13 protein-coding genes and 5 pseudogenes are annotated in these 17,044 nt (G+C 73.0%); 7 read left to right on the top strand and 11 right to left on the bottom strand.

The features are described from left to right. Nucleotides 1-124 precede the first annotated feature (124 nt). Both CCZ36_RS02010 and CCZ36_RS02005 read right to left on the bottom strand, forming a co-directional pair. Nucleotides 125-634, bottom strand: coding sequence for an Lrp/AsnC family transcriptional regulator (locus tag CCZ36_RS02010; protein WP_069739436.1), 510 nt, complete (start codon nt 632-634; stop codon nt 125-127). A gap of 118 nt (nt 635-752) precedes the next feature. Then, nucleotides 753-1,082: a hypothetical protein gene (locus tag CCZ36_RS02005; protein ID WP_069739435.1), complete on the bottom strand. Its 330-nt coding sequence runs from the start codon at nt 1,080-1,082 to the stop codon at nt 753-755. Between the two features lie 261 nt (nt 1,083-1,343). Here CCZ36_RS02005 and CCZ36_RS02000 point away from each other — a divergent pair, with 261 nt between their 5' ends. From CCZ36_RS02000 to CCZ36_RS01990, 3 genes and pseudogenes are all read left to right on the top strand, one after another. Beyond that, the gene (locus CCZ36_RS02000; protein ID WP_069744429.1) at nt 1,344-2,843 is read left to right on the top strand and encodes an FUSC family protein; all 1,500 of its coding nucleotides are present in this window, start codon (nt 1,344-1,346) and stop codon (nt 2,841-2,843) included. 198 nt (nt 2,844-3,041) lie between these two features. Continuing rightward, nucleotides 3,042-3,353, top strand: coding sequence for a hypothetical protein (locus CCZ36_RS01995; RefSeq protein ID WP_069739433.1), 312 nt, complete (start codon nt 3,042-3,044; stop codon nt 3,351-3,353). 153 nt (nt 3,354-3,506) lie between these two features. Next, a pseudogene (locus CCZ36_RS01990) lies at nt 3,507-4,567 on the top strand (lactonase family protein). Between the two features lie 137 nt (nt 4,568-4,704). Here CCZ36_RS01990 and CCZ36_RS01985 read toward each other — a convergent pair. The 4 genes from CCZ36_RS01985 to CCZ36_RS01970 all read right to left on the bottom strand — a co-directional run bounded on the left by CCZ36_RS01985 (nt 4,705) and on the right by CCZ36_RS01970 (nt 8,752). After that, nucleotides 4,705-5,637 (bottom strand): sirohydrochlorin chelatase, encoded by a 933-nt coding sequence (locus tag CCZ36_RS01985; protein ID WP_079134327.1) that lies wholly within the window; start codon nt 5,635-5,637, stop codon nt 4,705-4,707. A 157-nt stretch (nt 5,638-5,794) separates the two neighbouring features. Then, on the bottom strand, nt 5,795-6,937 hold the full coding sequence (locus tag CCZ36_RS01980) for an N-acetylglucosamine kinase (protein ID WP_079149692.1): 1,143 nt from the start codon (nt 6,935-6,937) through the stop codon (nt 5,795-5,797). Further along, nucleotides 6,922-7,599 (bottom strand): uracil-DNA glycosylase, encoded by a 678-nt coding sequence (locus CCZ36_RS01975; protein WP_030112429.1) that lies wholly within the window; start codon nt 7,597-7,599, stop codon nt 6,922-6,924. The genes CCZ36_RS01980 and CCZ36_RS01975 overlap by 16 nt, the downstream gene beginning before the upstream one ends. Nucleotides 7,600-7,666: 67 nt before the next feature. Continuing rightward, on the bottom strand, nt 7,667-8,752 hold the full coding sequence (locus CCZ36_RS01970) for a WD40/YVTN/BNR-like repeat-containing protein (RefSeq protein WP_069744426.1): 1,086 nt from the start codon (nt 8,750-8,752) through the stop codon (nt 7,667-7,669). A 262-nt stretch (nt 8,753-9,014) separates the two neighbouring features. Between CCZ36_RS01970 and CCZ36_RS01965 the strand changes: the two genes are divergently transcribed. From CCZ36_RS01965 to CCZ36_RS01955, 3 genes and pseudogenes are all read left to right on the top strand, one after another. Continuing rightward, complete coding sequence (locus CCZ36_RS01965) at nt 9,015-9,731, top strand: cupin domain-containing protein (protein WP_069739429.1); 717 nt, start codon at nt 9,015-9,017, stop codon at nt 9,729-9,731. Between the two features lie 22 nt (nt 9,732-9,753). Then, a complete protein-coding gene (locus CCZ36_RS01960; RefSeq protein ID WP_237302575.1) occupies nt 9,754-10,266 on the top strand; it encodes a hypothetical protein in 513 nt (170 codons plus the stop codon). 79 nt (nt 10,267-10,345) lie between these two features. Then, nucleotides 10,346-11,133: pseudogene (locus CCZ36_RS01955) on the top strand (class I SAM-dependent methyltransferase). A 13-nt stretch (nt 11,134-11,146) separates the two neighbouring features. Here the strand turns inward: CCZ36_RS01955 and CCZ36_RS35435 are convergent. Beyond that, nucleotides 11,147-12,555 (bottom strand): annotated as a pseudogene (locus tag CCZ36_RS35435) (FAD-dependent oxidoreductase). A 91-nt stretch (nt 12,556-12,646) separates the two neighbouring features. Further along, nucleotides 12,647-13,332, bottom strand: a pseudogene (locus tag CCZ36_RS01945) (DUF305 domain-containing protein). Nucleotides 13,333-13,489: 157 nt separating this feature from the next. Between CCZ36_RS01945 and CCZ36_RS01940 the strand changes: the two are divergent. Next, nucleotides 13,490-14,981 (top strand): annotated as a pseudogene (locus CCZ36_RS01940) (LVIVD repeat-containing protein). 299 nt (nt 14,982-15,280) lie between these two features. Here CCZ36_RS01940 and CCZ36_RS34665 read toward each other — a convergent pair. The 3 genes from CCZ36_RS34665 to CCZ36_RS01930 form a co-directional block, all read right to left on the bottom strand. After that, nucleotides 15,281-15,457 (bottom strand): hypothetical protein, encoded by a 177-nt coding sequence (locus CCZ36_RS34665; protein ID WP_164873472.1) that lies wholly within the window; start codon nt 15,455-15,457, stop codon nt 15,281-15,283. A 128-nt stretch (nt 15,458-15,585) separates the two neighbouring features. After that, nucleotides 15,586-16,281, bottom strand: a complete 696-nt coding sequence (locus tag CCZ36_RS01935) for an HAD family hydrolase (protein ID WP_128816918.1) — start codon at nt 16,279-16,281, stop codon at nt 15,586-15,588. Continuing rightward, nucleotides 16,275-16,880 carry a phosphatase PAP2 family protein gene (locus tag CCZ36_RS01930; RefSeq protein WP_443069783.1) on the bottom strand — a complete coding sequence of 202 codons (606 nt, stop codon included), beginning with the start codon at nt 16,878-16,880 and terminating at the stop codon, nt 16,275-16,277. The genes CCZ36_RS01935 and CCZ36_RS01930 overlap by 7 nt, the downstream gene beginning before the upstream one ends. Nucleotides 16,881-17,044: the final 164 nt, after the last annotated feature.

The following is a 17,044-nucleotide window of genomic DNA, read 5'->3' as shown; positions in this document are numbered from 1 at the left end:
CCGACGGCCCCTTCACCGGGCTCGGCTGACGGCCCGCCACGCCTCCCGGCCCCTGCCGTGTGCGCGGGCGTCGCCGCGGCCGGGAGCCCCGTCCGCCGAGCCGTCCGCGGGAAGAGCGCTCCGGTCACCCGGCAGCGGCCCCGGGCCCCGGCCGGTCACGGTCTCCCGCCGCGCGTCCCACGGACTCCACCAGCGGCAGCACCCGGTGCGCCACACGCTCGCGCAGCGCCACATCGGTCCGGGTCCTGACCACCCCCGGCAGCTGGATCAGCCGCTGGATCACGTCCTCCAGGTGCCCGTTGTCCCGGGCGACGACGCGGGTCAGCAGATCGCCGCCGCCCGTCGTCGAGAACGCCTCGATGATCTCGGGCACGGCCGCCAGCGCGTCACCCACTTCGACCAGATGCCCCTGGGTGACCTCCAGGTGGACGAAGGCGAGCACGGGGTGGCCGAGCGCGGCGGGGGAGAGGGTCGGCCCGGTGCCGGTGATCACGCCGTCGCGCTCCAGCCGGTCGAGCCGCGCCTGCAGGGTGCCGCGGGCCACGCCGAGGATGCGCGCGTACTCCCGGACGCTGGTGCGCGGCTGCTCGATCAGCAGGCGCAGGATCCGGGTGTCGAGAGCGTCCACCGCCATGATCCGCCGATCTCCTTCCGAGCCGTCCTGTCCGGACCCGACTGTACCCAGGGCGACGCGGCCGTCCCGGAACGCCGAGGCCGTGACGGGCGGACCACCTGTCACCCATGGCCGCCCTTCACCCGTAGGACGACGACAGCACGGCCATCACCACGGCCGTCAGGGCGAACTGGGCCACGGCGGCCGCCCAGAACCGTCCCCAGCACAGGGCCAGCCCGATCGCCGCCAGTGCACCCCCGCTCCACAGCAGCTCCGTCACCGGGAGGACGGCGTCCTCACCGGTGTGCGCCGCGGCCCAGCCCCGCATGCCGACGGCCAGCCAGGCGTAACCGCCCACCAGGATGTCGAGCGGCAGGAGGCCCAGGAACACCAGAAGGTTCGCCGTGCCGGTGCGCGGCTCGCGCCGACGCCCGAAGCCGGCCGTGCGCGTACCCGTGTCCATGTCCATGTCGGGATCCTGCGCCGGGGAGGCTCTCCGGGGATGAGTACGCGTACTCATCCCGGGGACGGCCCGTCTCATCCCCGGATGGTCCGTTGGCATGCTCGTGGCCGAATTTTCGCCCCTTTTGCTGGTCCATTGGTACAGGAGATTGCTCCCGGTTTGATCCAAGGGTCCGACAGATGCTGCAATGGTGGCGTCGATGGCGCTGCGGACTTCCGCGGCGCCTTTTTCATGCGAGTTCTGCGGCGACGCGGAAGGGGTGGAAGCGTGCTGAAGAGGGTGTTCGTGGCGCCGGACCCGGGGCGGGCCCGGCTGCGCTTCGCCTGCCGTGCCGTGGTCGGCATCGGCCTCGCCGTCGCGCTGTGCGGGCTCGTCGGGCATTCGCTCGTCGCGGCCATCACCGGCGGCCTCGCGGCTCTGCTCGCCCTCTTCACCGTGACCGACCCGACGGTGCGTGGGCAGGCCGCCACCACCGCCCTCCTCCCGGTCGCCGGTCTGCCCGTCCTCGCCGTCGCGGCGGTCCTGCACGATCAGCCCCTCGCCCGGGACCTGGTCTTCCTCGGCGTGATGGGGGCGGGCGTGTACGCCCGGCGCTGGGGACCGCGCGGTCACGCGCTGGGCGTCTTCGCGTTCATGATGTTCTTCGCCGCCCAGTTCCTGCACACCGTGCCCGGCCAGCTCCCCGAGCTGTACGCCGCCGTGGCGCTGTCCCTGTGCGCCTCGTCCGCCGTGCGCTTCGGCCTCTGGTGCTACGAGCGACGCCTCCCGGCCGCGGCCCAGCCCGCGCCACCGGAGATCCGGGGCCGACTGCGCGTCACCACCCGGCAGGCCGTCCAGGCCACCCTGGGCGGGGCCTTCGCGCTCGGCATCGGGCAAGTCCTGTCCGACGAGCGGTGGTACTGGGCGGTCGGCGCCACCTGGTGGGTCTTCGTCAACACCACCTCGCGCGGCGAGACGCTCGTCCGCGGATTCCGCCGGGTCCTCGGCACCGTGATCGGCATCGTCTCCGGTTTCGCCGTGGCCATCCCGCTCGACGGCGCCCCCGTCCCGACCGCCGCCGTCGTCGCGGTCGGCGTCTTCGGCATCTTCTACACGGCGGCGGTCTCGTACAGCTGGATGATGTTCTTCGTGACGCTGATGGCCGGCATGCTCTACGGCGCGCTGGGCGTCCTGGACGCCGCCCTGCTCTGGCTGCGCGTCGCGGAGACCGCCGTCGGCGCGCTCGGCGCGGTGCTCGCCGTGCTGCTGGTGCTCCCCGTCACCACCCACGCCATCACCGACGCGTGGATCCAGAAGGCGCTGCGGTGCGTCCACGCCTGCACGGCCGAGGCGGCCGACCGGCTCGCCGGGTCGACGCTCGCCGACCCCGCGCCCCGCGTCGCCGAGCTGGAGATGCTGCTCGGCCGGGTCAGGCTCTCCCTCGCGCCGTTGGTGCACCCCCTGAGTCCGCTGCCGGCCCGCAAGGCACGCGCCCGCCAGGTGATCGCGCTGCTGGACGACTGCGTACGGGAGGTACGGGGCCTGGCCTCCATCGCCGCCGACCCGGACGCCTCGCACGACGCGCGGTTGTCCGCCGCGTGCTCCCGGGTGGAGGCGGCCGTCGAAGCCCTGACCGCGCCCGAGGGCGCCCGCGGTTTCCACCTGCCCGAACTGCCCGCCGCTGCCGTCGACCCGGCCCTGGCCCACCTGCATGGCCTGGAGCGAGCGCTCGCCGGACTCGCCAGCCCGCTGAGCCACGCTCCGCGCGCGGCGTCCACGAGCGCCTGACGTCCGGAGGCGTGCGCTTCCGGCGCACGGTCGACTCCTCCGCACGGTCGCGCCCCGCACGGTCGAGTCCTCTGTACGGTCGAGGTGGCCCTTTTGCTCTCGTATGTCCCTCGTGGCAGCCTTGCCCGTAAGGGGAGGAACAAGGCGAGAGTTCGCTGCAGCCGTCCCTCGACCGGACGGTCGCCCGAGCATGTGGAGATGGACAGCGTGGCAACATCCCTGCAGCACAAGCCGCATCCCGGACACGATCACGCGCACGGCGAAGGCTGTGGACACGTGGCGGTCCCTCACGACGATCACGTCGATTACGTGCATGACGGTCATCTGCACCGTGAACACGAAGGCCACACGGACGAGTGCGAGGCCGCCGGGCACCACGAGCACGCCGGCCATGACCACGTCCACGGTGAGAGCTGCGGGCATGTGGCGGTCAGGCATGGCGACCACCTGGACTATGTGCACGACGGCCACCGCCATGCGGCTCACGACGGCCACTGGGACGACCACTGACCCCTCCTCGGGCCGACTGAGGGGCGCCGGTCGCTCACCCTGCGAGTGACCGCCCGCCCCGCCCGACGATGCCCTGGATTGGTCTGGACCGCAGCGGCCTGCCTGCTACCGTCGCCCGTGAAGATCACGGCGACGGTGAAGAGGGGTAGCGCAATGATCGGCAACAGCGCCGGGCGGGCATTCTTGGGGTCGTTCACCTCGGCGGGCGGGCTCGGCATCACCGCCGCCTCCGTGGACCGGGAGACCGGAGCCCTGACCGTCCTCGGGTCCACGGACGCCGTGCCCGACCCCTCCTTCCTCGCGGTCGGCTCCCGTGGGAGCGGCACGGTCCTGTACGCCGTCGGGGAAAGCGCCCCGGGCGTCGCCGCCGCCTTCGCCGTCGACGGGGACGTACCGACGCTCCTGGGCCCCGCCCAGGATGTCGACGGCGATGCGCCCACCCACCTCGCGCTCGCCGCGGACCACCTGGTCACCGCCAACTACACCTCCGGCAGCGTCACCGCCCTGCCGGTCCTCGCCGACGGCTCCCTCGGGGCGGCGGCCTCGGTGCTTCAGCACGAGGGCAGCGGCCCGGACGCCGACCGTCAGGAGGGCCCACACGCCCACCAGGTCCTCGCCGACCCCTCCGGGAACTGGCTGGTCAGCGTGGACCTCGGCACCGACTCCGTACGCGTCTGCGCCCTGGACCCCGCTACCGGGGCCCTGCGTCTGCACGGCGAGACGGCGCTGCGTCCGGGCACCGGACCGCGCCACCTGGCCTTCCACCCCTCGGGCGCCCTCGCCTACGTCCTGGGTGAGCTGGAACCGACCCTCACCGTGTGCCGCTGGGACGCGGCGACGGGCCGCCTCGACGTCCTCGGGGAGACCCCGGTGCTGCCCGAGCACGAAACGGCCGACGAGGCGGTGCGCACCTACCCGTCCGAGGTGGTCGTGGCCCGCGACGGACGCTTCCTGTGGACCGCCAACCGCGGGCACGACAGCATCTCGGTCCTCACCCTCGACGAGAGCGGCGAGAAGGCGGCTCTGGTGGCAACCGTCGGCTGTGGCGGCCGCTGGCCGCGCGACCTCACCCTCGACCCGAGCGGGCAGTGGCTGTACGCGGCCAATGAGCACTCGGGGAACGTCAGCTGGTTCGCCGTGGACGCCGAGACCGGCATCCCGCGGCACGCGGGCTCGGTCGAGGCCCCGCGGTCTCCTGCGTCGTCCTCGTCTGACCTCCGGCCCCTGCGGCCGCTCGGCCACAACATCCCGGGAACAGCGCGGCGGGCCCGGACCGGGGATTTCTCCTCCGGTCCGGGCCCGCCGCGCTGTCCGGCTTCCCGAGCCGCCGCCCGAGGGCGACGGCCTCCGGTCAGTGCGCCTGAGCTCCCTGGGCACCCTGCGGCGTCGCCGGCGTGATGCCCAGCGTCGTGGCGTACAGGGACAGCACCAGCTTGCCGATCGCCGGGTAGGCGCCCAGCGGCTCGGCCGTCGCGCAGCCCGCCTCCTTCGCGGCGGCGTCCAGCAGGCCGGGGTCGACCTCCGGACCCACCAGGTACGGCGCCAGCGCCAGCTGCGCGGAGCCCGAGCCCTGCAGCTGCTCCGCGATCGAGGCGACCGAGCCCTCCACGTCCAGCGCGGCGGCCATCACCGGCACCGCGAGCCGGGCGGCCAGCAGCATGCCGGTGATCCCCGCGGCCTGCACGGCCTCCTCCCCGCCCACGGTGGCCAGCACGATGCCGTCGGCGGCCGTGGCGACGGTGAACAGCCGGGCACGGTCGGCGCGCGCGAGACCGGCCTCCGACAGCCGTACGTGCAGGGCCTCGGCGAGCAGCGGGTGCGGGCCGAGCACATCGGTCAGCTCGGCCTGCGTACCGCTGTCCATCACGGCCTGCCGTATCCGCCGGATCAGCGCGCTGTCCGGACCCGCGAGCAGCGGGACCACGACGGCGGACGGACCGGTGGGCTCGGCGACCTCACGGCCGGCCGCGACGGCCTGCTCGAAGCGCGCGACGCGCTCGGCGGCGTTATGGGCGAGAACGGTGGCAAGGGTCGGGTACTCGGCATCGTCGCCGTCGAGGTAGCCGATCCGGGCGTTGAGGCCGGGCAGCTCGGAACGGGCGATGCTGATCACTTCCTCGGCCAGGCTGCGCGTGGCCGAGGAGGGGATACCGGGAACGGCGAGAACGAGCGCGGCAGCGCCCTCGGGTGCGACCACGGGCTCCGGGCGGCGGTGCCGTCCGGACTGGCGAGGTCGCGGCATTCGTACAGGCAGGCCGGAAGCGGGCCCAGTGGGGGTGCTCATGGCGCCGCATGCTACTGGTTTTACCTGCCCCTCCGTTCGGGGAGGGGCAGGTCGAGCGTTAACTATCCGCTTATGTCCGATGAGTGATGTACCGCCGGAGTGTCCCTGTCTGTCGGCTCGCTGTTTCACCCGGTTCGCCCGTTCGTCCTTCTCCCCGTCACCCCGACCGGGGTGAGGCGCGCACCACCGGATCCGCATGCTGTCCGGTCTCCTGCTCCAGGGGCACGAACAGCATCGTCGGGTGACGCGGCAGACGCAGGTCCCCGGCTGCCAGGGCGCGCGCGATCCGGAGTGCGCCCGTCAGTGGATCGCCCGTCGCGACGGTCACCCGGGCCCCCGGCAGCAGCCGTGCCAGTTCCTCGCGCAGAGGTGCGACCAGCGGTTCGCCCATCCGGAACAGGCCGCCGGTCAGGGCCACTTCACCGGTCCCGCCGCCCTCGCCCGGCTCACCGTCCGATCCGGCGGGCGCCGGGCACACGGCCGCCGCCGCCTCCGCGACATGGCCCGCGGCCTGGCGCAGAATGCCGGCGGCGATGGGATCCGCTCCGGCGCACGCCGCCACCTCCGGGGCGAACGAGGCCAGCACGGCCGGTCGGTCGGAACGTGGATAGAGCAACCCCGGCAGCTCCTCCGCCGGCCCGAACACGGCCCGCAGCCGGTCCAGCAGCGCGGCGGAACCGCCACGCCGCCCGTCATGGGCCCGCATCGCCGCGTCCAGCCCGGCCCGGCCGATCCACGCGCCGCCGCCACTGTCACCCAGAAGATGACCCCACCCGTCGGCCCTGTGCCACTCCTTCAGGTCCGTACCGAGGGCGATCATGCCCGTGCCGCCCGCGACGACCGCGCCCGGGCGCTGCCCCACCGCGCCCGCGTAGGCCGTCACCGCGTCGGCGGCCAGTGCCACCCGGCGTACCCCCAGGGCTTCTGCGAGTGCGCCGGGAAGCTCCGCCCGCAACCGCTCGCCCAGCGTGGCCATCCCGGCGGCCCCGATCGCCACCGCCGCGACCTCACCCGCCGGAGCGCCGTGAGCTCGCGGGGCGTCGCTCCGGCCCTCCGCCGACGCGGCGTCCGAAGCCCGGTCCAGCAACTCCCGGGCGGCGGGCAGCAGCTGATCCAGCAGATGCCCGGCGTCGATGCCGCCCGGACCCGTCCGTACCGGTTCGGCGCAGACCGTCGTCGCGAGGGGCCCCGGCTCCTCGACCCGGCCGAGCGCCACCCGCAACCCGGAGCCCCCGGAGTCGACCCCGAGGACATACGCACCGGGACCGGCTGGCCCTGCGTGAGTCACGGAAGCCGCCAGTCCACCGGCTGCGCTCCCTGGCGCTCCAGCAGTTCGTTCACCCGGCTGAACGGCCGCGAACCGAAGAAGCCCCGGTCCGCGGACATGGGGGAGGGGTGCGCGGACTCGATCGCCGGGTAGTCACCCAGCAGCGGGCGGAGATTGCGGGCGTCACGCCCCCACAGGACCGACACCAGTGGAGTGCCCCGGGCCACCAGTGCCTTGATCGCCTGCTCGGTCACCTCTTCCCAGCCCTTGCCCCGGTGGGCGGCGGGCCGCCGCGGCGCGGTGGTCAGTGCCCTGTTGAGCAGCAGCACTCCCTGTCTGGTCCACGGAGTGAGATCGCCGTTGGACGGCCTGGGCAGCCCCAGATCCCCGTGCAGCTCCCGGAAGATGTTCTCCAGGCTGCCCGGCAGCGGCCGGACGTCGGGGGCCACCGCGAAGCTCAGCCCGATCGCGTGTCCCGGGGTGGGATACGGATCCTGGCCGACGACCAGCACCCTCACCTCCTCGAACGGCTGCTGGAACGCCCGCAGTACATGCGCCCCGGAGGGCAGGTACGTGCGTCCCGCCGCGATCTCGGCGCGGAGGAAGTCGCCCATAGCGGCGATGCGTTCGGCGACGGGTTCGAGGGCGTCGGCCCACCCGGGCTCGATGATCTCTTTCAACGGTCGTGCTGCCACGGCCCGCACTCTACTGCTGATACGACCACTCCGATCAACTGCCGTCGGTGCTCCGGCCGGCCACCCGTCAGCCGAGCGCCACCGCCCGTACGCACAGGACGTCCGGCAGATGGGAGGCGAGCTGCTGCCAGGTGTCCCCGTCGTCCGCGCTGGCGTACAACTCGCCGTTGCGGTTGCCGAAGTAGACCCCGGCGGGGTCCGCGTCGTCGGTGCAGAGCGCGTCCCGCAGCACCGTGCCGTAGTGCGCCCCGTCCGGCAGGCCCTCGGAGAGCGGCTCCCAGGTGCGCCCCGCGTCGGTCGTACGGAACACCCGGCAGCGGTGCTCCGCCGGGACCCGGTCGGCGTCGGCGTTGATCGGGAAGACATACGCCGTATCGCCGCGGTGCGGGTGCGCGGCGGCGGCGAACCCGAAGTCGGAGGGCAGCCCCGCGCCGATGTCGCTCCAGTGGTCACCGGCGTCGTCGCTGCGGAACACGCCCCAGTGGTTCTGCAGATAGAGCCGGTCCGGGTCGGCCGCGTCCCGGGTGACCTTGTGGACGCACTGCCCGAACTCCGGATCCGGGTCCGGGAGGAAGACCGCGGAGACGCCCTTGTTCGACGGCTCCCAGCTCGCCCCGCCGTCCTTCGTCCGGAACACCCCCGCCGTCGACACGGCGACCGTCACGGCCTTGGCGTCCCGGGAGTCGGTCAGGACGGTGTGCAGCCCCTCGCCGCCGCCGCCCGGCTCCCACCGCGAGCGGGTCGGGTGCTCCCAGAGCGGACGGACGAGCTCGAACGACTCGCCCCGGTCCTCCGAGCGGAACAACGCGGCCGGCTCGGTGCCCGCGTAGACCACGTCCGGCGCCTCGGGGCCCGCCGGATGCAACTGCCAGACCCGCTCCAGCGAAGCCCCGGTGGACTTGGGGAACTTCACCGCCGGCTGCCGTGGCTCGACCCAGGACTCGCCCAGATCGTCCGAGTGGAAGACGGACGGCCCCCAGTGGGCGCTGTCCCCGCCGACCAGGATTCTCGGGGTGTCCCCCCTGGTGTCCACGGCCACCGAGTAGATCGCCTGCGCGTTGAAGTGCGGGCCCGTGATCTCCCAGGTCCCGCCGCGTCTGCGGCCGATGAAAAGCCCCTTGCGGGTGCCTGCGGTGAGCAATACGTCGGTCATGGTTCTGGACCTCCCGGAAACGTCGTTGTGCCGGAACAGTGCCAGTCTGCACCCGGCCACTGACAGCGGCTCGCGCACACGCCCGCGCACCCGTGGCGCCGGCTTGTGCGCGGGCGTGACGCTGTCCCGGTGCGCGGCCCGTGGCGCTGTCCGCGTGCGCGGTTCCCTTGACCGGTGTCCGGCGGCGGCCCTAGCGTCCGAGGAGCGGAGAAAGCGCTTGTGGAGCGGTCGGGGACCGTGCCGCCGAGACAGAGGAGCTCCCGTGGTGACCTTCGAAGGACTGCCCGGCGCCGTCGCCGTCTCGCATCTGACCGTCTACGACTGGCCCGCCGCCGACGGGCTGCGCGGGGGCACCCCGCATCTCCACCTGACCTGCTCGGAGGGGTACGTCGTGGTCGGCGGCAGCGGTTCCGTGCAGACCCTCACCACCGCCGGGTACCGGGAGACCCCGCTGACGCCCGGAGCACTGGTCTGGTTCACCCCGGGCACCATCCACCGCCTGGTCAACGAGGACGGACTGCGGCTCATCGTGCTCATGCAGAACAGCGGGCTGCCCGAGGCGGGTGACGCCGTGCTCACGCTGCCGCCCGGCAGGCTGACGGACGTGGACGACTACCGCGCGGCGACGGCGCTCCCGGTTGAGGCCGGGGAAGCCGTGCAGGAGAAGGCCGCGCGGGCCCGGCGCGACCTTGCCGTGGAAGGGTTCCTCGCCCTGCGCGAGGCCGTGGAGGACGGCGATCCGGAGCCGCTGGCCGGGTTCCACCGGGCCGCGGCCTCGCTCGTCCGTCCCCGTACGGCTCAGTGGCGCACCCGCTGGGAGAACGGGGCCGCCATGGCCGCCGCCGCGACCGCCCACCAGCTCGACGCCCTGGGCCGGGGCGAGGGCGGCCACCTCGCCGCCGCCCGGGTCCACGCCGAACGTCCCTCGGCGCACGGCAGGTTCGGCATGTGCGGCCGGCTGGACGTCTACCGCACCTGACCCTCCACGCCGCGCTGCCCCGGTGCCCGCCGGGCCCGCCCGCACGACCGGCCGCCGGGTGCTGACATCCTGGTGGCGGCCGACCGGAGGTCAGACGCATGGAGGAGACGACGATGAGCAGCGGGACCGGGATCACGGACGCCGACGGCCACCCGGTGCGGATCACGGTCACCCCGGCCGCTCAGGGAGAAGACCCCGCCCCGCTCCCCGTATCGGCATCCGGCTCGCACCCCCGGCGGGTGAGCTCGTCTGGACCTGCACCCCCGGGGCGGCCCGCGAGCTGGCCGCCGAACTCCTCAGGGCGGCCGAGGAGACCGAGAACGCGCCGACGGCGCGCCCCGTCACGGTCGAGGCGGGCCGACTGCGCCGCGGCGACGTGCGCGCCGGCGACCGGGCCATGACCGTGGAGAGCGCCCGGTCCGACGGCTCCACGGTCCATGTCACCTGGAAGTCCGGGGCCGGCCGCAGCTGGACCCAGGCCTACGCCGCCGACGCCGCCATCACCCTCAAGCGGCGACTTCCCGAAGGCCGTTGACGCCGGTGGCCCCGCCGGCCCGGGCGGCACGACAGCGCGTGGCCGCAGAGGGCCTGCCACGTCGGTAGGGTGGCCCGTGATGTTTACCGAACAGGGCCCCACCGTGCGCGAACTGGCCGTCCAGGCGCTCTCCTCGATCGAGCGCGGTTACGACCTGCTCGCCCCGAAGTTCGACCACACGCCCTACCGCACCCCGGACCGTGTGCTCGACGCCGTCACCGACGAGGTGCGCGGGCTCGGTCCCTTCGACACCGGACTCGACGTCTGCTGCGGCACCGGCGCGGGGATGGGCGTACTGCGGCAGCTGTGCCGTGAGCGTGTTGTCGGGGTCGACTTCAGCGCGGGCATGCTCGCGGAGGCCCGGGCCGCATTCCCACCCGGGGGAGAGGGGCCGGCAGGGGAGGCCGCGGCCGCAGAGGGGCCAGCGGTAGAGGGACCGGCCGCAGAGAGGCCGGCAGTCGACTGGGTACGGGCCGACGTCCGCTCCCTGCCCTTCGCCCCCGCCTTCGATCTCGCTGTGAGCTTCGGGGCGTTCGGCCATTTCCTGCCCGCCGAACGCTTCGGTCTCTTCGCCGAGGTGTACGGATCGCTGCGGCCGGGCGGTCAGTTCGTCTTCCCGATCGGCGCCCCGCCCCCGGTGGGATCCCGCGCCTACTGGGCGTTGCTCGGCTTCGACGCGGCGATGCGCGTGCGCAACGCCCTGTGGCGCCCGCGGTTCGTCATGTACTACCGCACGTTCCGGCTCGGCGACGTGCTGGAGGACCTGATGCAGGCCGGATTCGTCGTGCGGCTGATGCCCCTCACCGAACTGGGCCGCCGCCCCGACGGCAGCCCCGCGCGCGCCTGGTGGTGGCGACCCGGGAGTGACCGCGCGGGCCGCTCAGGGGTTCTCGTCCCGCGCCGCCGCCAGCAGCCCCGCCCAGTCGGGGATCTTCACCGGGCCGCGCCCCAGCGAACGCCCCAGCTCCGCCTCCGCGCGCTCGATCGACAGCCAGCCGGTCCACTCCACGGGCCGCAGCCCCCACTCCCGCAGCACGGCCAGCGGGTCGCCCGCCGCCGTACGCCGCGTCAGCGCGGCCGCGTCCGCCAGCAGCGAGGCCACCGTCTCCTTGGCGCACGAGCGGTTCGAGCCGATCACCCCGGTCGGCCCCCGCTTGATCCACCCCGCCACGTACTCACCCGGCGACGGCACCCCGCCCGCAGCACCCGCCCGGCCGTGTGCGGCACCGTCCCGCGCACCGGGTCGAACGGCAGTCCGGGCAGCTCCACCCCGCGGTAGCCGACCGCCCGCAGGACGAGCTGCGCCTCCATGTCCTCGTATTGACCGGTGTCCCGTACGCCCCCCGCCCCGTCCGGGACCGTCCGGGCGAACCGCACCCCGGCCACCCGCCCGCCGCGCTCCAGCAACTCCACCGGCCGCAGGAAGAACCGCAGCCGGATACGGCGTCCGGCGTCATCGCCCGAGCCCGGTACCCCGGCCGCCCCCGCTCCGCTCGCCGTCGACCAGCCGCGCAGCACCTCCAGGTTCCGCCGCACCACGGCCGGCAGCGGCAGCGCTCCGGGAAGGCCGTCCGGAGCGGCGTACGCCGGGTCGAGCGCCAGCTCCACCGGGTCGACGACGATCCGCGCCCCGGGCAGCGCCCCCAGTTCCCGCAGCTCCTTGGTGGTGAACCGGGCCTGGGAGGGGCCCCGGCGGCCCACGATGTTCACCTCGCGCACCCGGCTCCTCTCCAGCGCGCGCAGCGCGGCGCTGGGCACGTCGGTGCGGCGCAGTTCACCGGCGCCGCGTGCCAGGATCCGGGCCACGTCGACCGCCACGTTGCCCACGCCGATCACGACGGCCGAGCGGGCGTCCAGGGCGCCCCGGGCGAACGGATCGGTGTCGCTGTCCGGGTGGGCGCTGTACCAGGAGACGAAGCGGGTGGCCGAATAGCTGCCCGGCAGGTCCTCGCCCGGCACCGCCAGCGCCCGGTCCGCCGACGCCCCGACGCAGTAGACGACCGCGTGGTACAGCTCCGCGAGCCGGGCGGGGGAGACCCCGTCGGCCCCGCCGACGCCGACGTTGCCCACGAAGGTGACCCGCTCGTCCTCCAGCACCGCCCGCAGGCTGTTCTGCAGCGACTTGATCTTCTCGTGGTCGGGGGCCACCCCGTACCGCACGAGTCCGTACGGGGTGGGCAGCCGGTCCAGGACATGGACGCGCACATCGGGCACCAGCGACTGCTGGAGGAGGGCCTGGGCGGTGTAGACCCCGCTGGGACCGGAACCGACGACGGCGACGGAGAGCACGGCGTACCTCCTTTCCCGAAGTTTCCTCCCGTTTCCGAGGATTCCTCCAGGATGGCACCGCCGGGCGCGCGGAGCAGCGCAGCCGAGTGGCTCAGTCCAGCATCCCGCGCATCCGGTTGATCTCCACGGTCTGCTGGGCGACCACATCACCGGCCATCTCCTCGACGAAGACGTCGTTCCCCTCGGTGAGCGCCTCCGTGGCCATGGTGATCGCCCCTGGTGGTGGGTGATCATCAGCTCCAGGAAGAGCTTGTCGAAGGCCTTGCCCTCCGCGGCGCGCAGCTTCTTCAGCTGGTCCTCGGTCGCCATCCCGGGCATCTGGGAGTGGTCGTGGTGGTGCTTGCGCTTGTCGCCGCCGTTCTGTTCGACCCATCCTTCCATCGCGCCGATCTCCGGCTTCTGGCCCGCCGCTATGCGTTCCGCGAGCCGCTTGACGGCGCTCCCGGAGGCCCTTTTCGGGGCGAGTTCGGTCATCACGAGCGCTTGCGCGTGATGTTCGATCATCATCTGCGCATAGCGGAAGTCCGCGGAGTTGGCGGTGTCCCGGCCGGTCTCCTCGGCGGCCTCCTCGGCGGAGAGCGTCCGGGCGGGCTCGCCCGGTCTGCCGGGCGCGACCACGCCGGGGCCCGCGTCCTTGGCCTTCTCCGACGTTCCGTCACCGCTGTCCGCCTCACAGGCTCCCAGGGTGAGCACGGCGGCAACCGCCACCGCCGCGAGAGCGGTTGAGCGCAGAGCTGCGGTCCGGGGATGGATCAACACGGTGACCTCCTGTGCCACGGGGTTTGTTGCCGACCGTCCTAACACGCTTCCACCGGCCGAAGATCAAAAACTTTCCTTGCGTCTCTGTTGCCATCTATTGATGTGTACATGCGAGGGACGATACTGCCGGGGATGCATAACCGTTCGACCCCGAACGGATACAAGGGAGGACGCAGTGACCTCGTTGCACACCACCCGCGTGCGGCGCAGACGTCTGGGCGCGGTGGCAGCCGCGGCCGGACTCCTCGCCACGCTGCTGACGGCCACCACAGCGGCCGCGACCCCCGACCCGGGCGACGTCCCGGCCGAACGCGGTTCCGTCTCCAAGAGCGACCAGGCCGAGGCCAGGGCCGCGATAACCGGCGGTGACATACCGGGCGTGGACGAGATCGTCCACAGCTCCAACATCAAGCACCTGACGAACGTGCCGAAGGGCGCCCTCACGGGCTTCAACACGGACCTCGCGTTCCAGGGGAAGTACGCGTTCGTCGGCAACTACGACGGCTTCGTCATCTACGACATCAGCAAGCCGAAGAAGCCCAGGACGGTCTCGCAGGTCCTCTGCCCCGGCTCGCAGAACGACATCTCGGTCTCCGGAGACCTGCTCTTCCTCTCGACGGACTCCTCGCGCAGCGACGACTCCTGCTCCAGCACCTCCCAGCCCGCCACGGAGAAGTCCTCCTGGGAGGGCATGAAGATCTTCGACATCAGCGACAAGCGGCAGCCCAGGTACATCGCCGCCGTGGAGACCGCCTGCGGTTCCCACACGCACACGCTGGTGCCGGACGGCAGCAAGAACGTGTACGTGTACGTCTCCTCGTACGCGCCCAACGAGTCGTTCCCGGACTGCCGGCCGCCGCACGACGGGATCTCCATCATCAAGGTGCCGCTCAAGGCGCCCCAGAAGGCCCGGGTCATCGACTTCCCGGTGCTCTTCCCGGACGGCGGCAACCCGGGAGCGCCCGAGAACCCCGGGTCACCAGGACGACCGGCTGCCACGACATCACGGTGCTGCCGTCGAAGGACCTGGCGGCCGGCGCCTGCATGGGTGACGGTCTGCTGTTCTCCATCGAGGACCCGGAGCACCCGAAGATCATCGACCGGGTCCAGGACAACGTGAACTTCGCGTTCTGGCACTCGGCGACCTTCAACCAGGGGGCGAACAAGGTCGTCTTCACCGACGAGCTCGGCGGCGGCGGCGCGGCCACCTGCAACGAGCAGGTCGGCCCCAAGCGCGGGGCCAACGGCATCTACGACATCGTCGGCAAGGGCGACAAGCGCAAGCTGGTCTTCCGGAACTACTTCAAGATCGACCGTCACCAGGCCGACGCCGAGGTCTGCGTCGCCCACAACGGCTCGATCATCCCGGTGAAGGGCCGTGACCTGATGGTCCAGGCCTGGTACCAGGGCGGTATCTCCGTCTGGGACTTCACCGACTCGGCCAAGCCCGAAGAGATCGCCTTCTTCGAGCGCGGCCCGGTCACCTCGACCGGGTCACCACGGCCGGCTCCTGGTCGGCGTACTACTACAACGGTCACATCTACTCCAGCGACATCGCCAAGGGCTTCGATGTGCTGAGGGTGGACGACCGGCGTACCGACCCGGCGAAGCGGGTCACGATGGACGAGCTCAACGCGCAGACGCAGCCGGACTACTTCGACCGCTGATCCGTCAGCGCGTCGCACAGGAGGTCCGTCGGTATGCCGGGGCCGGTGGCTCCCGGGCGGTCAGCCGCCCGGGAGCCACCGGCCCCGGTGCGTGTGCGCCCCGGAAATTCATTGACCGATGAGCCGGGCCGGGACATGCTGGATCCCTGCGACGGCGGGCCCCGCGATTCCGGTCCCGACGCGGTCCACGGCCGTGTTCCCACGGGACACGCCGGAGGGTGTGCCCGGATCCGGCGACGCGGGGATCGCCGGATCGGGCGCGATCTCTCCCGGGCCACCGGTCACGGCGGACGCGGCGGTCAGACGGCGGTGCGGACGCTCCCGCCGGCAGCCGCGGCCCACTCCACCAGCAGCCGCTGGTACTCCGCCTCGTCCTGCGGCGTCAGGGAACCGCCCGAACGCCGCCACAGGTCGCGGATCGCCGCGTTGACCTCGGCTGCGGAACGAGCGGACACGGACGACGACATCGGGGACATGCCCACCAGGCTACGACCACGGGCGGCTCCCTCTACCCCTTCCGCGGCGGGATATGCCTCACACCCCAGCCCGATCTCCCTCACCCCCCTGTCCCGCCGGTGTGCCCGGCACCCGCCCGTCGCGGGCCTCAGCCCGGGACCAGCCCCAGGGAACGCAGCCCGTCGGGCCGCTCCGACACGGGCAGATGGTCCACGAAGCGGACCTCGCAGCCCAGAGCGACCGCACCCCCGTCCGCGACCCGGTCGTCACCCACCATGACCACGTCCGCCGGATCCCGGCCGATCAGCGCGCAGGCGATACGGAACAGCTCCGCGGCGGGCTTCTGGAGCCCCTGCTCGAAGGACAGGGCGTAGGCGTCGACGAAGCCGTCCAGCCCGTGGGCACGGAAGACCGGGCGCAGGTCCCAGCCGATGTTGCTGACCACACCGACCGCGATCCCCGCCTCCCGCAGCTCTGCCAGGACCTCAACCGCGTCCGGATACGCCTGCCAGGCCTCCGGACGCAGATGGCGCGCGTACAGCGCGTCGTACAGCCCCGGAACGGGAAGGGCGACGGTCCGGGCCAGACCGGTGTACGCCTCGCGGTGCAGCGCGGGGGTGAGGTCCCGGTGCGCCATGGCGTCGGCCAGCCGATCCGGGACCCGGAGCGGCGGCGGACCCCCCGGGAGGGCACCGGACTCCGTGAGCCCGGTCACGTACCGCTCGAAGTCCTCCGCCGGTACGTCGACGCCCTCCTCGCGCAGCACGGCGGCGAGCCAGTCCCGGACCGGCTCGATCCGGAACAGGGTTCCGGAGAAGTCGAACAGCACGCCTCTGGTCACCATCGGTGCGATCCCTCCCGCGGCGCCGCGAACCGGGCGTACCCGGCCGTGCTCAACGCCACCACGGCCACGCCCAGCAGAGCACCGCCCACGACATCGGTCAGCCAGTGCACCCCCAGGTATACCCGGGTCACCGCGACGCCGACCGCCGAGACCAGCGCCACGGCCAGCGCCGCACCCCACAGTCCGGGGCCCGCGCCGTACAGCCGCAGCAGCCACAGGAGCAGCCCGCAGCTCACGACGGCCGTCATCGCGTGCCCGGAGGGGAAGGCCGCGAACTGGGCCGAGTCCACCGGGTCGGGCCACTGCGGGCGCTCCCGGTCCACCACGGCCTTCAGCCCCTGCTGCAAGCCGGAGGCGAACAGGATCGTGGCGGCCACCCACAGGGCGAGCCGGTGCGCCCCCCGCCACCACAGGGTGATCACGGCCACCGCGATCAGAGCGCGCATGGCCCAGGGATCCCACACCCAGTCCGTCAGCACCCGGTTCACCCGGACCAGGCCGGGATCGGCCACGGCGTGCCGGTGCAGTGAGTCGGCGACCGAACGGTCCAGGGCCATCAGCGGCGACCAGCGCAACGCCACCAGGACGAGCAGCACCACGGATGCCGAGCCGACGACGGCCCCGCCCACAGGGAGGGCGCCGTGCGGGGGAACGGTCCGGTGAACGGAAGCGGAAGGGGATGAGGGGGGAGGGCATGGGGCTGATCCTCGCGGAGGACACCGCCGGAAGGCCAACCCGGGTACGTAGTCGCGCTGATCCGGAG

The sequence above is a fragment of the Streptomyces sp. S063 genome (assembly GCF_002832675.1).
In the GTDB taxonomy this organism is placed as follows: Bacteria; Actinomycetota; Actinomycetes; order Streptomycetales; family Streptomycetaceae; genus Streptomyces; species Streptomyces sindenensis.
This window is presented reverse-complemented; position numbering and strand designations above follow the sequence as displayed.